Origin of the sequence: Candidatus Avoscillospira sp. LCP25S3_F1, assembly GCF_052117125.1 — a bacterium.
Lineage (GTDB): Bacteria > Bacillota > Clostridia > Oscillospirales > Oscillospiraceae > Avoscillospira_A.
On sequence record NZ_JBQKJT010000013.1, the window covers coordinates 96,458 to 114,912 of the forward strand.

8 protein-coding genes and 1 pseudogene are annotated in these 18,455 nt (G+C 53.4%); 2 read left to right on the forward strand and 7 right to left on the reverse strand.

Annotated elements, in window-relative coordinates; genetic code table 11:
- Window positions 1-9: 9 nt before the first annotated feature.
- The 3 genes from ACTQ33_RS12555 to ACTQ33_RS12565 form a co-directional block, all read right to left on the reverse strand.
- Entirely contained in the window at window positions 10-4,980 is a 4,971-nt protein-coding gene (locus tag ACTQ33_RS12555) for a M60 family metallopeptidase (RefSeq protein ID WP_441464942.1), read from the reverse strand.
- A gap of 304 nt (window positions 4,981-5,284) precedes the next feature.
- Entirely contained in the window at window positions 5,285-5,791 is a 507-nt protein-coding gene (locus ACTQ33_RS12560) for a GNAT family N-acetyltransferase (RefSeq protein ID WP_441464943.1), read from the reverse strand.
- Between the two features lie 75 nt (window positions 5,792-5,866).
- Window positions 5,867-10,606, reverse strand: a complete 4,740-nt coding sequence (locus tag ACTQ33_RS12565; protein WP_441464944.1) for an MBG domain-containing protein — start codon at window positions 10,604-10,606, stop codon at window positions 5,867-5,869.
- Between the two features lie 686 nt (window positions 10,607-11,292).
- On the opposite strand from ACTQ33_RS12565, the gene ACTQ33_RS12570 reads away from it, so the two are divergent.
- Window positions 11,293-12,900 (forward strand): potassium/proton antiporter, encoded by a 1,608-nt coding sequence (locus ACTQ33_RS12570; RefSeq protein ID WP_441464945.1) that lies wholly within the window; start codon window positions 11,293-11,295, stop codon window positions 12,898-12,900.
- A 313-nt stretch (window positions 12,901-13,213) separates the two neighbouring features.
- Here the strand turns inward: ACTQ33_RS12570 and ACTQ33_RS12575 are convergent, their stop codons facing one another.
- Both ACTQ33_RS12575 and ACTQ33_RS12580 read right to left on the reverse strand, forming a co-directional pair.
- Complete coding sequence (locus ACTQ33_RS12575) at window positions 13,214-14,221, reverse strand: aldo/keto reductase (protein WP_441464946.1); 1,008 nt, start codon at window positions 14,219-14,221, stop codon at window positions 13,214-13,216.
- A 54-nt stretch (window positions 14,222-14,275) separates the two neighbouring features.
- Window positions 14,276-15,115 (reverse strand): aldo/keto reductase, encoded by an 840-nt coding sequence (locus ACTQ33_RS12580; protein ID WP_441464947.1) that lies wholly within the window; start codon window positions 15,113-15,115, stop codon window positions 14,276-14,278.
- Between the two features lie 244 nt (window positions 15,116-15,359).
- Here ACTQ33_RS12580 and ACTQ33_RS12585 point away from each other — a divergent pair, with 244 nt between their 5' ends.
- Entirely contained in the window at window positions 15,360-16,706 is a 1,347-nt protein-coding gene (locus tag ACTQ33_RS12585; RefSeq protein ID WP_441464953.1) for a cytidylate kinase family protein, read from the forward strand.
- A gap of 25 nt (window positions 16,707-16,731) precedes the next feature.
- Here the strand turns inward: ACTQ33_RS12585 and ACTQ33_RS12590 are convergent, their stop codons facing one another.
- Window positions 16,732-17,412, reverse strand: a complete 681-nt coding sequence (locus ACTQ33_RS12590) for a thioredoxin family protein (protein WP_441464948.1) — start codon at window positions 17,410-17,412, stop codon at window positions 16,732-16,734.
- Window positions 17,413-17,526: 114 nt separating this feature from the next.
- Window positions 17,527-18,342, reverse strand: a pseudogene (locus tag ACTQ33_RS12595) (permease); the annotation flags it as partial.
- Between the last annotated feature and the right edge of the window lie 113 nt (window positions 18,343-18,455).

Here is an 18,455-nt window from a genome sequence, read left to right on the forward strand (position 1 = left end):
ACCATTGCGTTACTGCTCCAATACGATACCGGGCATGGAATCGTAGCGGGGTACGCTGATTGTCAGTATGTCGCTGGTCATACGCGGATTGTCGCCGTTCACCGTCTCAGCGCGCCACATCTGGGCCTGCAATGCAATCATCACCAGATTTCCGGCTGCATGGTTGTCGCCGTGGTCCTCATTGACCTGCCGGAACGCCGCCTGATTCTCGGGAATAAAGAGGAAGAAGCCGTCGCTGATGGTGCTGACCTGCCCATCCTCCGGAATTTCCGCAAAGAGCAGCGTCTCGCCGGACAAGGTCTGCTTGGTGACCACCGGCGCCTCTGCGGAGCCGGGCTTCATAGACTGCACCTGTGCCGCCACACGGACACTGTTATACAGGGGATCGCCACGATAACTACCGGTGACCACCACCGTTCCGGCGGGAATGGTCTCTGTCTGGCCGCCGCCGATGGAATAGGTGTAATCCTGCTCCAGAACACCAATAGAAGCCCCCTCTGTAAAGGCGATATTGTCGCCCGGATAGCTGAGCAGGTGGATATCCGACGGGGCCACATAGTCCGGTACGCCGGTAATCACCACCTGGGCAGCATCATACATCCAGATGCGGGTATCCGATGCCTCCACACCGGGCTTATTGAAGTATGCCAGGAAGGTCTCACCGCTCTGATTCTCGTTGTCAGTGAAAGAGCCGCTCTTGGCTACAGTTTCCTGCCCAGTTTCACCGATGACGGTCACCGTATAGGTGCCGTCGGCGGGAAGCTGCGCACCGGTGATCTTCCAGCCGCCGGTGGTCAACAGTTGCTCCTCCTTGGCGGTAATCACAATGTCGCCGTTTTCCCGCCGGTCGATATCATAGCGGTCAGCGTCAATCGTCTGATCATAGGAGATGCGGACCTGATTGGATTCCGCTGTTGCAGTCTCATAGCCAAGCTTGTCAATCACGCGCACCGTATAGGTAAACGCCATATTGTTGGCAGCGCCTACCGTATCCACGTAGGTCTGCGTCTCACTGCCGTTACCAAGGAGGAAGCCCAACGGAGTGCCGTTGCGCAAAATTTCATAGCCCTGGACGCGGTCGGCGTCACCGGACACGGTGATGGTCAGCTTTGTCTGCTGCTCGCCCTCGACAGCAGCAGTCACCGCAGCCGTCAACTCTGCCTGCCGTTCCCCATTGAGGCCGTCCCGGCGGGACTGGTCATTGAGATACCAGATATTGCGGGTTTCCTCCGTATACTCCGCCAACGCCGTTTTTGTCTGCTGGCTGAGTTCCATGCCCCAACGGGTAAAGAACTCGGTCAAGTCCTTGCCGGTAATCTCTGCGGCAATCAATGCAATTCGGTCATCCTTGCTGGCTGCGTCACTGTAGGCTCCAGCCTTCCACTTGGCAAAGAACGCATTGTAGAAGTCCAGCGCACCCGCACCGTCCAGGGGATTTCCCGCCCCGTCGTAGGCCAGATGCAGCTGCCAGTACATACCCAATTGTGTAAAGACGTCGCCGGCCTGTCCCGGCTTGCCCAAGGCCACTTTGTCAAAGATAGCTGTGTACATGCCCTCCAGCCGGGAAGGTCCCGTCATATCGCCGGTATCTGCCGTCTGGGCCACCAGGGAATAAATATTGTTGGTGATCTCTGCATAGCCGATTTTGTCCATATTGTGGCCGATCTCATGGGCAATGCCCCAGCCGTACAGGCCGTTAACGTCATCGGCATCGATGCCAATGCCGGAACCACTCTGGCCCAGGGGATACCCGGTGACCATGGAACGGGTCTCCGGATAATCGATGCCCACATAGCTGCCGGCAGCAAACATAAACGCACCGGAGAACATCCGGGAGAATCGGATATACTGACGGGTCTGCATAGGATAGCGGTAGTCCACAAAAACCGCGTCATTAGCGATCACGCCCTGGGTCTTGTTGGCCAGGAACAAGAGCTGCTCCCAGGCACAGATGGCGTCATACAGCTTTTGAGTCATTTCCTCTGTATCAGCCTGTGCACCACCCAAACCGGTCAGCACTTGATCCGCAGGCAGCGACAGCAGCACGCTGGGGGTGGCGATTTCTGTTGCATTGCGAATATTGGTTCTGCGGCTGCTGTCGTTGGGGAAGGTCAGCCCGGCCACATGGGTCCGCAGGGTTTCTACATAGGCGGTAATCAGCGCTTTGCGCTCCGCTTCGCTTCTGCCGTACCACTGGTCCGGCGCAATGTCCAGCAGCGGGATCTCCGTCACCACGTTTTTCTGTGCAGAGATATCCCGGATTTGAATTTTAATCGTGTCGGCATGGCTACCACTGTACTCCAGATACAGGGAGCCGCCCCGCTCGCCGGAACCGCTGTTGCCGATTGGATTCAGATAAATCTGATTGCGCCCATTGTGAAGCGCATATCGCTTGGCTTCGGTTCCCGCCTCTGAATACTGCTGCCACTGAACCAGTGTCGCTGTCTCACCGTCGCCCAGGCCCTCCACGTAGAGGGAGACAGACTGATTGGACAGGGCGGAAATGCCCAAGGGCTGCAACGCCGAAGCCGTCTGACCATACTTCTGATCTGCGGCGGCGCTGCGGGAAGTAAAGCCGCTGCGGACCACCAACGTTTCGCCGTTCAGCAGCTGCTGGGCGTTGTCCAGTTGATCCAGCAGAATGGACCGATCCACGTAGTAGGCTTCCGCATTTTCCGCTTTTGCACGCAGGGCCGCAATGCGCTCGGCATCCGCAGCTTGGGACAGGGCCGTGTGGCTGTCGTTGGCGAACAGCGCTTCAATCTCATCGGCCAATCCATCATATTGATAAAACGCAATCTCCGACAGACTCATATTACCGGCGCCATCCCATTGCTTGGGCTGCACAGATAGCGTGGTAACGGTCGTGCGGGGGAATTTGACAATAAAATATTCGTTGTCCTTGGCTGCTTCATAGGAGACCTGGGACGCAGGCACTTCCTCCCCATTGACCCAGATGGTAAACGCCTTGAAAAAGTCCCGGAACCGTCTGCCGTCGTTGTTCTGCACATCCGGGCCCAAATCGGGAACATAGATCAGGTAGTCCATCTCATAGGCTTGATCGAACTGGAATGTAAACTTCTTGTCTTTCCACCAGGTCTCGGCAATCCAGCTGGTGCGGTAGTCTCCGTCATAGACGGAGCCGGGAAGCTGTCCCTTACTGACGTTGGCAGCCGTATTGTAAACCGGATAGGTAGCCGACACAATGATACTGTTATCCAGCCGGTTAACCGTGGGCAAGTCGGGGGCGTCCACTTGCTCCAGCTTGGGCGTGCCAACCGCCGTCAGAGAAACCGGTCCATTGCCCTTTCCATTGACACCGAAAACCTGTATCTCATAGGTCACGTCATTTTTCAGACCGGTGATGACCGCTGAAGTTTGATATTGACCATTCAAAACCACAAAGGTGTCCTCGCCCTGAATCCGGTACTGGACCCGACTGTATTGTGTGTCCTTACCGGGCTTCCAAGTGACCGTCAGTAGTGTATCTCCTGCCGTCACCGTCACATTGTCGGGCTTGTCCGGAACGCTGCTGGGCTGCGGTACCGCCCGGACCACATCCGATTTGCCGCCCTCCCAGGTCTGGCCACCGGCAGTAGACACCGGCGCCACGGCAAAATAATACGTCTTCAGGTTTTCCAGACCGGTGACGGTGCAGCTGGTGCGGTCCGTCTCCAGAACGTTGTTCAACTGGGACTCATTGGTGCCATAATACACCTTATAGCCGGTGATATTGGGGAATACATCCCAGGTAAGGCGGACTTCCTTGGTACCGGCCACAGCCTGAACGTTCTGCACCTGGGTATTTTCCGCTGCCGGGTTTTCCGGCAGAACATCTTGCAGGAACTTGATCTGTTCCACCACAATTTCCCGGTTATCGGTCACATCCACACGGATGGTGATTTTTTTGACCGGCACCCGCTGGCCCAGGGAAATGGTCACGACCTTGCGGCCATCATCCCTGGTTTGCAAGGCATAGACACCTGCGGGCGTACTTTCATCAAAGGGTACCTCGATCGTCTGATTGTCGGTAGTGATTGCTTCCACAACGCCCTTTTCCACGGGGTTGCCTGTAGAACTGACAATCTCCACCTGCTCCATCTCCACACCAGTATCGGCGTGTTCCGCCGTCAACTGAATGGGAAGCGCAATTTCCGTAGCGCCTTCCGAAGCAGAGAGCTGCACCATTTGGCCGTCATCGGCAAACAGGGATGCGACACTGCCGGACACGAGCTGTCCGCTAAGGGCCTGTTCCATCTCTGTGACGTCGACCACTTTGGACAGGATGGCGCTGGTCTGATAGTACTTCGCCTGCCCCGCAGCACCGGCTGCCATGGTCACCGTGGCCAGATCATAGATGTCCACGCGACCATCCCCGTTGAGGTCCGCCCGGGTCTCCAACGTATCCAGCCCATCTTTCACCAGTTCCACATCCGCACTGTCCACACGCCCATCGCCGTTAATGTCGCCCTGGGTAAAGGTGGCGTCGCCGGTGCCAAAAATCAATCCTTGGGAATAGTCGGACAGAGACAGGACTTCGCTGGTGTACGACTGAAAGCCATCGGCCGTAACTTGCAGCCGATATTGATTCTCCCCCGTTTCCGCCGACAAGCCGGAGATCAACAGGTCGATATATGACAACTGCTGTCCCTCTGTCCGCCAAGTGACCGTACCGGCAGCGGTACTTCCGTCGGTGAACCTCAAAGCGGCCCCGTCCGCGCAAAGACTACCCTCCGCGATGGCTGCTGTCCCCCGATACAGGGTGATCGTTCCCTGGCTCTGTGCCATCTTATCCGGCGTAATGGGATAATCCATCCGGATGGTCGCCTGGATTGTACCGGTGGCACCGGCGGCGACCGCCGCAGTCCCCGCCGTCACATGGGCGCCGTTCGTTGCCGCTGCACCGGGAATGCCGCCCATAAGACCGAAGCCCATGGAGGCCGCAAGCACACCCGACAACGTTCTATGATACCATTTCATTTGTCCTGTGTTCCTTTCTTTTGATTCTCGCCGTAAACACCTGTGGTACGTTATTCAACACCACCTGTTTGAAAACGGTTACATCATGCGCGCCATATTGTAGCATAAATTCTAGTATTTGTATAGGTTTTTATTTCCCTGAACGTGCTATTTTAAAAAATATTGCAGTTCAAACAATTTTTCTTGCTTTTTATTCTATATTCCATGCATTTTGTCGAACTGTTGTTATAAATTCCTTATTATAGCAACAACGCCGGAAACGGAGAACCGTTGCCGGCGTTGTTGTTTACTGCTATCGCGGCTGTTACCGCAAATCCAGATACATCAGCTCAAAATCCACATATTGTCCATCCAGTTTAAAGAATGCCGGCGCGGTGCCAATCCGACGGAACCCATATTTTTTGTACAGTTGACGCGCCCTGGTATTGTCGCTTCGTACTTCCAAATTGATCAGTTCCACACCGTTACTGCGGGCATATGCAATCAGCCGTTCCATCAGCAAACTGCCGACTCCGTTGCCCCATGCTGATTGGACAATGGCAATCCCAAGCTCTGCCCGATGGCGCATCCGTCCCGGAAGCCCGTGCAGGCTTCCGGTTCCCACCAACACCTCACCATCCCACGCACAGAAGAACACGGACCGTGGTTCCTCCTGCATCTGCCGCAAAAAGTCCCGTTCCTCTTCGACAGTGATGGGTATACCCTCGGCTCCATATGTCAGATTGTCTGTTTCTCCGCCTGTCTTTTTCATGTGGGCCAGCAGCGCTTCGGCATCCTGTGGAAGTGCTTCCCGAATGAATACGTCTTTCATGATGCAGCTCTCCTCTATTTAAGTATTTATAATGATACCATACTACCAATAGTTTTCGCTCTGAACCAGAAAAACTTAATCGGTGAGCAGATACCGCATCACGATCACGGCTGCCTCCGCACGTGTCACAGGACGCTTTGCGTTTTGCTGGCCGTCGCTGCCGGAGAGTATACCGCTCTGGATTGCCCAGGCCATGGCCTCGGTTGCCCAACTGCTGACATTGTCCGTATGGACCGTCTCCAGAGCGGAGGCGGTGACCGACGGGCTGCCGGAATACCGGTACAGCAGCACAGTCAGCTGCTCCAATGTCAGGTCCTCCGTCATCGTGTCACCATCAGAAATTCCACGTTCCACGGCCCAGCGGCATCCTGCTTCATACCAGGTAGCACCCCTGCTGGTGTCCATACCATCCAGCCGGGCCAGCACCGTAACCATCATGGCGCGGCTCATATGGGCAGTAGGAGAAAAGGTGGTTTCACCTGTACCATTGAACAGCTCCCGGCCTGAAGTAAAATCAATGGCTTCTGCGCCCCAGGTATTGCCGTATACATCTGCAAAGTCCTTGCTGTTGTCCAGAATCTTAACAGTATCGCCGTCTTCCAGCTCTACCAAGATACCGTTCATTGTCGTGGCCACAGTTTTGAGTACTGTTTCGGTTCCGTCCGCCCTTACCAGAATGGCCACCGTGCCGGCAGCCATCTGTTCCACAGGAATTTCCAGCCGGATTGCGGTGTTTGCCGGCAGATGAACGGTTACCGTCGGAGCCTTGGCTGGATCGGACGTCACCGGAAGCGACGGAATGGGTAACCCAGTAATGGTTCCTCCCGTCTCTTGGAGCATTTGCGTAGATGGGGTAACATGAACCTCTATTTGACCGTTTTGATGAATCGACACCACTACAATGCTGCCATCCGGCAGCTTAGTGGTCTCCGTTTTGGAACCATCCGGTTTGTTAACGGTCACGGTAACGCTGCCGTCGGAGTTCTCAATTGTTTCTGTGTCCCCATCGGACGCCGTACCACTGCCGCCGGTGGCGCCGCCAGAGGATTCGCCGCCGGTAGAGCCACCGCCGGGCCCCTCCTCCGAAGGCGCCTTTGGGATAGCCGTTGCCATGCCGGGAGCACTGCTGCCGATTGCGTTGGTTGCCGTCACCTGGAACGTGTACATGGTGTCGTTGGTCAATCCGGTGACGGTGTAACCATCGGTCCGGCTATCCAACTCCACCGTATCAACCGTTGCATCGCCGTTCCGGATGGTCAGAAGATACCCGATAATAGCGGCTCCGCCGTCATGAGCCACAGTCCAATGGACGGTAACCTGTCCATCATCGGCAGAAGCCGTAACCGCTGGTGTATCGGGTACCGTTGCAGGTATTACAATTCCGGCATCCGCAGTGATTTCTCCGGTATAGTTGCCCTTGCCAACGGCTTTGGCAGAAATCGTAGTCCCCTGATCCCCATCCCGTATGGTATAAACGGCACCATCCGCATTGGGAATCACGGCCCCGTCCCGTAGCCAAACCAAATCATAGCTGCCATCCTCCAGGCCTGCGGCAATGGCCGTAATGGTATCCCCCTGTCGGGAAAGGGTCAGCGTACCGATCAGCGATTTGGGCAGGATGGTCAAGGTGGTGGTTCGGGTGCCGAGGTAGTCTGCATTTTCCACCGTTACCGTCAGCGTGTACTCCCCTGTGTCCACCGGCAACTCTTCGCTGCCGTTGCACGTATACGTATAGGTGACGCCTTTGTATTCTGGTTTCGGAATCACAGAGGCGACGGGCGTATACGCCGTCCCATACGGTACCGTAATGGCCGCAAAGGTGATATCCTCCTCCGGTATCACCTGTTTGGCGGTGATGGTCACCTGGATGGCGGGCCGTTCCGTCTTTACCGTGGCCCATGGTGGGATACTGTCTCCTGCCAGAGTCAGCGTAGCCGTTCCCTCCTGTCCATCGTCCAGGTCGTTGACCAACGACTGAAGCTGTTGCAGCGTCATATCCCAGACAGCGTGGACCTCCTGCGCCGTCACTGCATCGTCATAGGTCAGCCGCACCGTTGCGGGTATCCCCAAATCCGCCAGGGTACCGGCCTCTATGACCTGCGTTCTGGTGACGGTCAGCGCTGTGGGAATCTCACCATCCGCCAGTCCGATTTCCACCAACTGAACCGCCGTTACCGTAACTGTAGCGGTTACCGTCGGACGGTTTGCAAAATTGGGGTTGGCTTCCAACGTACCAATATAGGTGTAGGTACCACCTTTGGCGTTATACGCTTCCGTTGCAGACGCCCAATGGATTGCCGCCGTGGTAGCCGCTGTACCGGCGCCGGTAATCTCTACCGTCTCCGGCAAGTTCAGCAGCGCCCACAGTCCCTCTACGGTATTACTCGGATCATTGGCCTGGATGACAGCCGTGGGAACGGCCGTCAGTACAGAAACCGTTGCCGGTGTCACCGTCAGCGTACCATCGGCTACTGTCACCGTATAGTTTTCGGCCGTGGCCGTACCGGTGATTGGATAGCCACCCACATCGGACTGGGTAGACGCGGTTGTTTGCAGCAACACCGATAGATCGCTGGGTTGGTCCCCGGCGACGAGGGCTCCATCCGGAACCGTAAAGGTCAAAACGGGTAGCGGAGCACCATACGACTTGGACCGAGAGTCTGCTGCAATCGTGATGGCCTTTTTATCCACTGTGATACTGTACGTTTTTTCTACTTGAATATTTTGGTAGTCTCCGTCTGTGGTGACGGTGTATATCACGGTCACTTGCCGCGAACCGGCGGCCTGTATCCCATCCGCATCCCCATAGGCAAATACGCCTTTCAGCAGTTGGTCACCGGCCATAGCCGTACCATCGGCGGGAAGCACAGCCAGTTCTCCGTTTTTCTGGCCATAGGTCAGGCCCTTGCCAGTTATGGCAGCATCCACCGCTGCCCAGTCCACCGCCAGATCTGTCATGGAAACGGTGACCGATTTACTCCATTGGTCAATGGTCGCCGTTATCGTCACTTGAGTTCCTTTGGACGCGCCGTCCTCCACTGTCAGTACGCCATCGGAAAACCGCACGTTACTGTCCGTAATCTCCGACACGCTCCATACTGGTGTACCGGGCAGTTTGGAGCCATGTAAATCATACAACGCCGCATAATAGATATATTGTTTCTCCGCTTCACCAGCAGTCGGAAAAACAACAGTGTCGGTATCGCCGAGACGAATGCCGTTCCGCTCCAAAACCAGAACTACGGCCGACTGTGAATCGCCGCCGATAACCGTCACCGTTTTGGTTCCCGCTACGGACCCGCAGGAAGCTGTGACCAGAAAAACAGCAGGCTCTCCCGATGATATGGCCGCAGCGGCGTCCTTGGTCACGGTGATGACGCCATCGACAATGGTAACGCCCTGGACCGCGGAACCGTCCTTTTCAATGGACCAGGTCAGTTGGGGCGACGGTATCACTTCACCGTATTGGTTCGTTACCACGGCAGAAATGGCGGAAGATTGGGCAGGTTTCTCCCCGGTTGGAACCTGCAACACAATTTCATTGTCGGACAGCACAATTTTTGCTGCCCGCTCCTCCTCACGGGCCACGATAAATTCAGCAGAAGCCGTATTCTCCGGCAATTGAACAGCCGTCACCGCGTAACTGCCGTCTTTGGCGATACCGCTGACGGTAATCACACCGGTTTTGGGATCAATGGACACACCGGAATCTTCGTCACCGGAAATGGACCAGGTAACCGAATTGGTAATATCGGAACCGGCTTGATCCCATGCTTTGGCCGTCACCGTCTGGTTTTCTGTATCCATCCCGGCAACTGTTATCCTATCTTCCGACAGCTCCACCGACGCCAACGTGGATGTATTCGACTTGATGATGGAAATTTCTACCGAATTGCTGGCTATTCCATCGGCAAATGCTGTCACATGGACGATACCGGGTTGTGCATCCTTCGTCACGGTGATGGTCCCGTCACCGTGATAGGTAACGCCTTCCGGCGCTTCCACAGGATCATAGCTCCACTGTACGCTGGGGGCCGCCATCCCTTCTCCCTCGGTATCCACAGCGAGAATCTCCGGTACTATACTCGTTTGTGGTGACGCCGCAATGGTGACCCCTGTCACCGTGCCCAGCGTCAGACCTCCCAGTTGCGGAACCGTGCAATTGGGATATTGGATCACCGGTGCGCCCATACTGTTATCCGCCGCACCACTGGTGTATTGGTATTCTTCTGTTCCAGATTGCACCATAGCGGCACTGTCAATCTGTAGTAATTCGACCACATCGGTATCGGCGGTGGTTTTTATGCTGCCCTTTTTCAGTAGTGTCTCGTCATTTTCCTTCAGTTTGAAAAACATGACATACAGCAACTTTTTTCCGGGCTCGGTAACCATGCTGGGGGGCGCATAACACCCATAGTTAAACGAGACCTGTTCGCCCTCAACATACGTTGTCAGGGCATACGGAAAATATGCCTTTTCCCCTGCGTACTTTCCGAGGATCTGAAAACATCCTGCTGTAGGTACTGTCAGCGTCTGATTTGCCTGGAATTCATAGGGCTGCACCACGCGGCTGTCATAAGTAATCGCAATACGCATCGTGTTGATCGACTGGTCTTCCGCCCCCGGATCACAGGAAAAGAACAAACCGTAAACTTCTTTGTCTAAAATTCCATATTCTTGCAATTCCACATCACTCAATTGATGTGCTTCCGCTTGAATACTGGGCAGTTCCGCTGCGGCTGATGAAACACCCCAAATGCAAAGCAGCGCCCATAGGAGAGCGGTCTGGGAAAGCAGTTTCAGAAATAATTTCATAATATAAGTTCCTCACTTAATTGGTCCAAAAACAAACATCCTTGCCATTCCGGCAATCGGGACTCAGCGATTTTGCTTTTTACCAAACTCACGGCCCTCGCAAATGGCAGAGCCGCCAGCTGTAGACCGACGCTGCATAAGCAGGAATATTCCTTCGATTCATACAATTTCACCCCTCTGTCTTTCTGTTTTATGCACCATCTCTTTTATCTCTCTGATGCATATACTCACAGTATAGAGTATAGCGGTGATATTTCAAGATTTTACCGCACTTTGTACGAACCATATTTGGTCGGTAAACAATTTTGGGCCGCTGTAAAGCCCACTTTATTCCCATTGTTGTCCGGCCCGTTATTCCAAAAACTCTTCTCTTTAACCGTAAATACTCCCAAAAGGCCGTTTATACCGTCACATCTGTTGAATTACACAAATTCTCAGCGGATGCCCCAGGAGTAGTTTCGACCTATTTGGTGCAAACAGCAAAATTGATTGATAGACAATTGTAACAACTATCGAATGCATCCCATCGACGCCACAAACAGGTTGAGGTGTTGCAAAATAGCCAACAAAGCTACTTCGCAACAAACTCGGTTGACCATATGGGTTCTCTGGTTGGCATACCGCTGTTTTTTTGCTATACTATGGGAGTATGCCCCGTCAAGTCTCTGTGAAAGGCTGGTGGTTATTTGAATGAACCTCTGCTGCTGATGGGAATCGTCATCCTGATTTGTATTCTGCTCAATCGATTCCTCGAGAAGATTCCCATTCCTTCCCTGCTGATTTTTATCGTCCTGGGTATGTTTTTCGGTGAAAACGGCGTTCTTAAAATCCCCTTTGATGATTATGCAGCGGTCAATGTCATCTGCTCCATATCGTTGATCTTTATTATGTTTTATGGTGGATTCGGCACCAATCTCCACGCTGCCCGGCCGGTCTTGGCCCCATCGATTCTGTTGTCCACATTGGGCGTTGTGGGAACTGCCGGTGCGGTGGCCCTGTTCGCCCACTGGGTACTCAGTCTCCCATGGCTGGAATGTTTCCTCATTGGTTCCGTCATTTCCTCCACAGATGCCGCGTCGGTTTTCAATATTCTCCGTTCCCAAAAACTGGCCCTGAAATACCACACCGACTCCCTGCTGGAAATCGAATCCGGCTCCAACGATCCCATGTCCTACATGCTTACCACGGTGGCCATCGCCCTGCTGGGCGGGCAGTCCCTATCCATCCCCCTCCTGCTGGCGCAGCAGCTGATCTTCGGTATCCTGTGTGGTGCTGCCATGGGATGGCTGGCGGTCAAGCTGCTCCATCAGCGGCTGCTTCCTTCGCAGCAAAGCCACACCGTTTTTTTGTCGGCAATTATGGTGTTGGCCTACGCCATTCCCACCGCATGCAACGGAAATGGGTATCTGAGCGTATACCTGTGTGGAATCTGGATCGGCAACGCCAATCTACCGCAGAAGAAGTATCTGGTCCACTTTTTTGACGTTTTGACCCATGTGGCACAGGTATTGATTTTCTTTTTGCTGGGACTGCTGGTTACACCGCTGGAGCTGCCTTCGGTTCTGCTTCCCGCGCTGATCTTGATGTTGTTTCTCACATTTGCTGCCCGGCCCTTGGTCAGCGCCGTGCTGCTGGCGCCCTTCCGTCCCAAACCGCAGCAAATCGCCCTGGTATCCTGGGCGGGTCTCCGCGGCGCCGCCTCTATCGTATTTGCCATTGCCGCAGTGCTAAGCGGCGTTAAAACAACCTACAACCTTTATAATCTGGTCTTCTGTATGGTACTGCTATCCATTTCCATACAGGGTACTTTGTTGCCCCGGGTGGCAAAACGACTTTCCATGATCGATCCCACAGCCGATATTCGCCGCACCTTCAACGACTATCAGGAGGACAGCGACGTTCATTTTATCCAACTGCGCATTGCGCCGGAGCATCCCTGGCGCGGTCAGAGTTTAAGTCAGCTGCAACTACCGTCGGATCTGCTGGTTGCCATGATCGTCCGGCAAGAGGCACCGCTGATTCCCACCGGCGATACCCAGTTGGAATCGGAAGATACACTTGTTCTGGCTGCCCGCAGTTATGACGGTTCTGACCATATCGCCCTATGTGAGTTGGTGGTAGAGGGCAATCACCGCTATGTCAATCGTCCTCTTTCCCAGATTCCCCAGGCCCACACCAATCGTGTGCTCCTAATCAAGCGTGGCATCGATACGGTCATCCCCACCGGCAGTACCGTGGTCCGTGCCGGTGATATTCTGGTGCTGGCGCAGCCCCTCAAACCCGCTCAGACATAACGATTGGACAGTTTCCTACAAAAAGCAGGTCTGCAACGAGGGTTAAGCCCCATAGGTACACAATGTGATCCTATGGGGCTTAACACCGTGTATGGGAGAAATTAGGGCTTGTGAAGCACCACAGGCCCTAATTTTTTGTTGGGTAGGGAAACATTCGGCTCTCGCAAAGTGGTACGTTTTCTGCCCACGGACTGCGGTGTATGGTCTGCAAAAATGGATGATAACGCGTTTGCTGGAGGAAAATATTTCAGTGCTTTTCGCACTGATCTGTGGTAAATATAGGATTCTGCGGGCTGAATAGTACCAAATCATATCAATGCTGCTTACTGAATGCAAAGTTGGGATTCTGTTCTGTTTCAACATGGCCACGATGTCCATACACCGTGCATGCGCCCAATGCCTGTTCAAGGGAAGAAAGCTCTGCTTCTGTCATCGTTATCTCGCTGGCCTTTAGGTTTTCCAGGATCCGTTCTTTGTTTTTAGAACCGGGAATTGGGACAACGTTGGGATACTTGTGTAGCATCCACGCAAGCGCAATCTGGGCGTTGGTCGCGCCTTTTGCCGCGGCATGTTGGCGGACCACGTCCAGAATCGGCTGGTTGGCCTCCAGGTTTTCTTTTGCGAGCTGGGGCACAAATTTCCGCACATCGTCACCTTCAAATTTGATGTCCCTGGTTACTTTTCCGGAAAGAAGGCCACTGGCAATGGGAGAGAACGGGACAACACCAATGCTATGCTCCATGCAGTAGGGGAAAATATCTGCTTCACAGTTGCGCTCCACCATGGAGTAGATATTCTGAACGGCAGAAACAGGAGTGACCTGATCCGCACGGCGCAGCATTTCCCCTGAAACCTGGGAAAGACCCCAAGCTCGGATGATGCCTTGCTGAATGAGTTTCCCCATCACTCCGGCTATGTCTTCCAAGGGAACATCCTCATTGACCCGGTGCAGATAATACAGATCCACATAGTCACTTCGCAGATTATGAAGAGACTGCTCCAGATGCCGCCTCACTTCCACTTCCAATTCTTTGCCGTCCTTCGGTGCAGCGCCGCGAAAATGTAGTTTGGTTGCCAAAACGATCTCCTTGCGGAAGGGTTCCACAGCCTCGCCCACCAACTGTTCATTGTGACCTGGATAGAACTGCTGCGTCCCGTAGGTCTCTGCAGTATCAAAGAAGATACAGCCATATGCGAAGGCGTCGCGGATTGCCTCTATGCTGTAATCACGATCCGGAGCGGTCCCATAGCCGTGGGAAAAGCCCATACACCCCATGCCGATTTCGGAAACCTCCAACTCCCGTAATTTTCTCTTTCTCATGTGCGTTGCTCCATCTGATGAGAAAATGTGTTGATGTCGTCCTGACTGGGGCAGTCACTGTTCAAACCGGATACCGTGCAGTCGATGAACCTCGTCCAAACTGGTGATGTTGAGAATCAAACTGTGCCCCAGATTCATCTTTTGGATTTGTTCCATGTCCTCCTGAGACAGCACAAAGTCATCAATTGAAAAGTTTTCCCTGATTCGATTCTCATGTACTGATTTGGGAATGGCCACGATCTGATTCTGCAAAAGCCACCGCAAAATGACCTGAGCCGGTGTCTTTCCATAGACCTGACCGATCTGTGTCAAAAGAGGATGGGTGAAAATATGATTCTGCCCCTCAGCAAAGGGGGCCCAGGCCATGGGCTGGATCTGGTACTGGGCCATCAGCGCGCGCAGTTCCGCCTGTTGGCAGAAGGGGTGAATCTCCATCTGATTCACCATGGGGGCGATGCGGTGGGTCAGGATGAGGTCGGTCAGCCGATCCGGCAGGAAATTGCATACCCCGATGGCCTGAACCCGCCCCTCCTCATAGAGTTCTTCCATGGCTCTCCAGCTGCCGTGGTAGTCGCCATAGGGCATGTGGATCAGGTAGAGGTCCAGATAGTCGGTCCCCAGATTGTCCAGAGTCTTGGAAAAGGACCGCTTGGTCTGCTCATAGCCGGCATCCTGAATCCACACCTTGGACACCAGAAAGATGTCCTGCCGTGGGATACCGCTCTCCGTCACGGCTTTTCCAACTGCCCGTTCGTTGCCGTAACAGACCGCCGTGTCAATGAGTCGATAGCCTGCCTGGAGGGCCTGAGCTACTGCCTGTTCACACTGGGTAGGGTCGGTAATTTGAAATACACCAAACCCCTCAAAGGGCATTGATACCTGGTTTCTCAGCAATATTGTTTCCATTATTCCCACTGTAGCAGGCCTGATTTTAGGCCATCTGGTACGGGCCGTTGGAAAAACAAAAGAAGCTGGTATCGGCCTTTCCCTCGGCGGTATTCTGAATATTATCCTGGACCCGATTTTTATTTTTGAAAAGGGAGATACGGTGTTTAACGGTGCGCTGACCATGCCGTTTGGATTTGGTATGGATGTGTCGGGCGCTGCCGTTGCCACAATGATTTCCAATACCATTTCCATGGTTTATTTCTTCGTCATCCTGGCAAAAATCCGGAAAAACACCGTTTTGAGCATTAACCCCAAGCAATTCTCCCTGGAAAAGGCTGTTGCGTTTGATACCTGTGCCGTCGGATTCCCCGCAGCCGTTTCGGTGCTTTTGGTGTCCGTATCCATTGCCGTGCTCAATGGTCTTTTACTTGGCCATGAAGGCGGCAATATCCTTTCCGCGGCGTATGGCGTCACCTCCAAATGCGGTACGATTGCACTGCATATCAGCATCGGTATCGCTCAGGGTGTCATGCCGTTGATCGGCTTCAGCTATGGCGCAAAAAATTATAAACGTGTCCATCAGGTGTGCAGTCTTTCCTTTAAAATCCTCTGGGTGTTCTCTATCGCGTTCCTGATTGTTGTGCAGCTGATGCCGGAGGCGATTGCAGGAGTTTTTACACCGCACGCAGAAACCATCCAGGTTGCGGCAACCTTCATGCGCTGCTGGTCCTGGTGTGTCATCGGCATGAGCCTATTCAATATGTATAATTCTGTGTTCCAGGCCGTCGGCAAATGGAAAACCTCCCTGCTCCTGGCAGTGCTCCGTTTGGGAATCATCTTTACGGTACTTTCCTTCGTCATGGATGCCCTTTGGGGCGTAACCGGATTGATGTGGGTGCAGGCCGTTACCGATACACTCTCCTTTGTCATTGCGGCGGTGCTCTATGCGCGGTTCAAGCAGTCCGTCATCCGTGAGGCGGCAGAGGCGCCCGCGCCAGTTTCGGCTCCACAAACGCGGAATCGCGTGATTGCCATCAGTCGGGAGTTTGGCAGCGGCGGCCGGACCATCGGTAAAGAAGTCGCCGCCAAACTCGGCATTCCTTGCTATGACAGTGAAATCATCGAAAAGATTTCCGCTGAAACAGGATTTGCAAAGGAATATGTCGAACAATATGGGGAGTCCGCAGTATCCGACAACCTGTACAATAACGCCCTGGCAGGCAGAACTTACGATGGACAATCGGATGCGGACAAACTGTGGCTGGCCCAAACAGAAGTGATTACGCAATTGGCAGAAAAAGGCCCTTGTGTCATTGTTGGCCGCTGTGCGGATTACATTCTTCGTGAGGCGGCGGATTGCCTGTCTGTGTTCATTCATGCTTCCGACGAGAAGAGAGCGGAGCGGATTGTCTCGGTTTATGGACAACGGGAAGAAGCCCCTGCTGAACGACTGCGGGAAAAGGATAAAAAGCGTAAGGCCTATTACGAACTTTACACTGGTACCGCCTGGGGTGAAGCCGATAATTACGCAATTTGCCTTGACAGTGGTGTGCTGGGTATCGAAAAGTGTGCGGAAATCATAGGGAATTTGTACTGATTTGCCGGAGGGTATTTGGCTGCAATCAGCCTTGCACCTTCTTTAGAATCGTTGCGATATCCTCCGGCTTCAGAACCTTGCCATAAGAGACCACCTTACCATCCACCACCAGTCCCGGCGTACTCATGATGCCGTATTGGGCAATCTCAGCAAAGTCGGTCACATGACCGATGGTAAACGTAGTGTTGCCGATCATATCCAACGCAACACGGGTGTTCTCTTCCAGCGTCTTACAGTTTTTGCAGCCAGGGCCGAGGATTAAGATCGATGCAGACGCACTTTCCGGTTTACAAGTGCCGCCGCAGGTACAGCAGGAAGGGGCCGCGGGCTGAACAACGCCAAGTTTGTTCAGCAGTTGCTCCACCTCGGTGGCTTTCAAAACCTTGCCCATCGTGATCACTTTCTCATTGACCACCAGAGCAGGAATACTCATCACACCGTATCCGGCAATTTGAGCCATATCCGTTACATATTCCACATCCGCATTAAGCCCCATGCGCAACACAGCCTCTTTCGTGTTCTCCAGCAAAGTGTGGCAAGACGCGCAGCCAGCTCCCAGCACCTTGATAGAGAGGGTGCCGTCTCCAGTGTAACTGGTTTCTTTTTCCACCTCAGCAGGATCTGTTGCCGCAGTGGGGCACCCACACTGACAAGCACAAGCAAGTGTATTTTCTTCTTTCTTCTTACCAAAACCAAACAGTCCCATAATAAAGTACCTCCAATTAAACTCTTAATACTATATAGAAGCCAACCATCAGGACCATAGCCCCCATGATTATCTTTAAAACAGACACCACGTTTTTATCGTGATTTTCCCTCTTTAGACCAGCAGAAACTGAATTGCGTTGAAGAAATATCCCACAATGATAATTCCTCCAGTACAAATGGCAACAAATGCAGCCAGCAGTTTCGGCTTTACTGCCTTTTTCAACATAATGATAGAAGGCAGACTCAACGTGGTCACAGCCATCATAAAGGAAAGAATGGTACCCAGACCAGCTCCCTTGAACAGCAGGCTTTCCGCCACGGGAATGGTGCCGAAAATGTCAGCGTACATGGGGACACCCACAATAGTAGCCAAAATCACCGCAAAGGGATTGTTACTGCCCAGAATCATCTCCACCCACTCCTGGGGAACCACATTGTGGATAAAAGCACCGATCCCCACACCGATGAAGATATAGGGGGCCACTTTCTTGATGGTGCTGAGAAGCTGTTCTTTGGCAAACTGCACTCGGTCACGTCGGGTCAAATCGTGGCCTTCCGCTTCAATATGGGGCGCATTCTTAATGAAGTCTTCCACATAACGTTCCATGCCCAGCTTTTCCAGCAGTGTGCCGCCAATGACAGCGATGACCAGCCCGAGGATGACGTATACAACCGCGACTCTTGCACCAAAAATGCTCATCAGCAGGACCAAAGAGCCCAAGTCAACCATTGGGGAAGAAATTAAGAAGGAAAAGGTCACGCCTACCGGCAAACCGGCGCTGGTAAAGCCCATAAAGATGGGAATGGAGGAACAGGAGCAAAAGGGCGTTACCGTACCCAGCAGGGCTGCAACCGAATTGGCGCCGATGCCGCGAAACCGACCCAAAATTTTTTTGGTACGCTCCGGTGGAAAATAACTCTGAATGTAAGGGAACCGCTGATTTAATGCAATGACACAAAAGAAATGGTATTATAATGGCATAAGAAAAAAGGCGGTGTGCAGAAATGAAGCAGCAAAGTTTCAGTGATTACGAATACAGC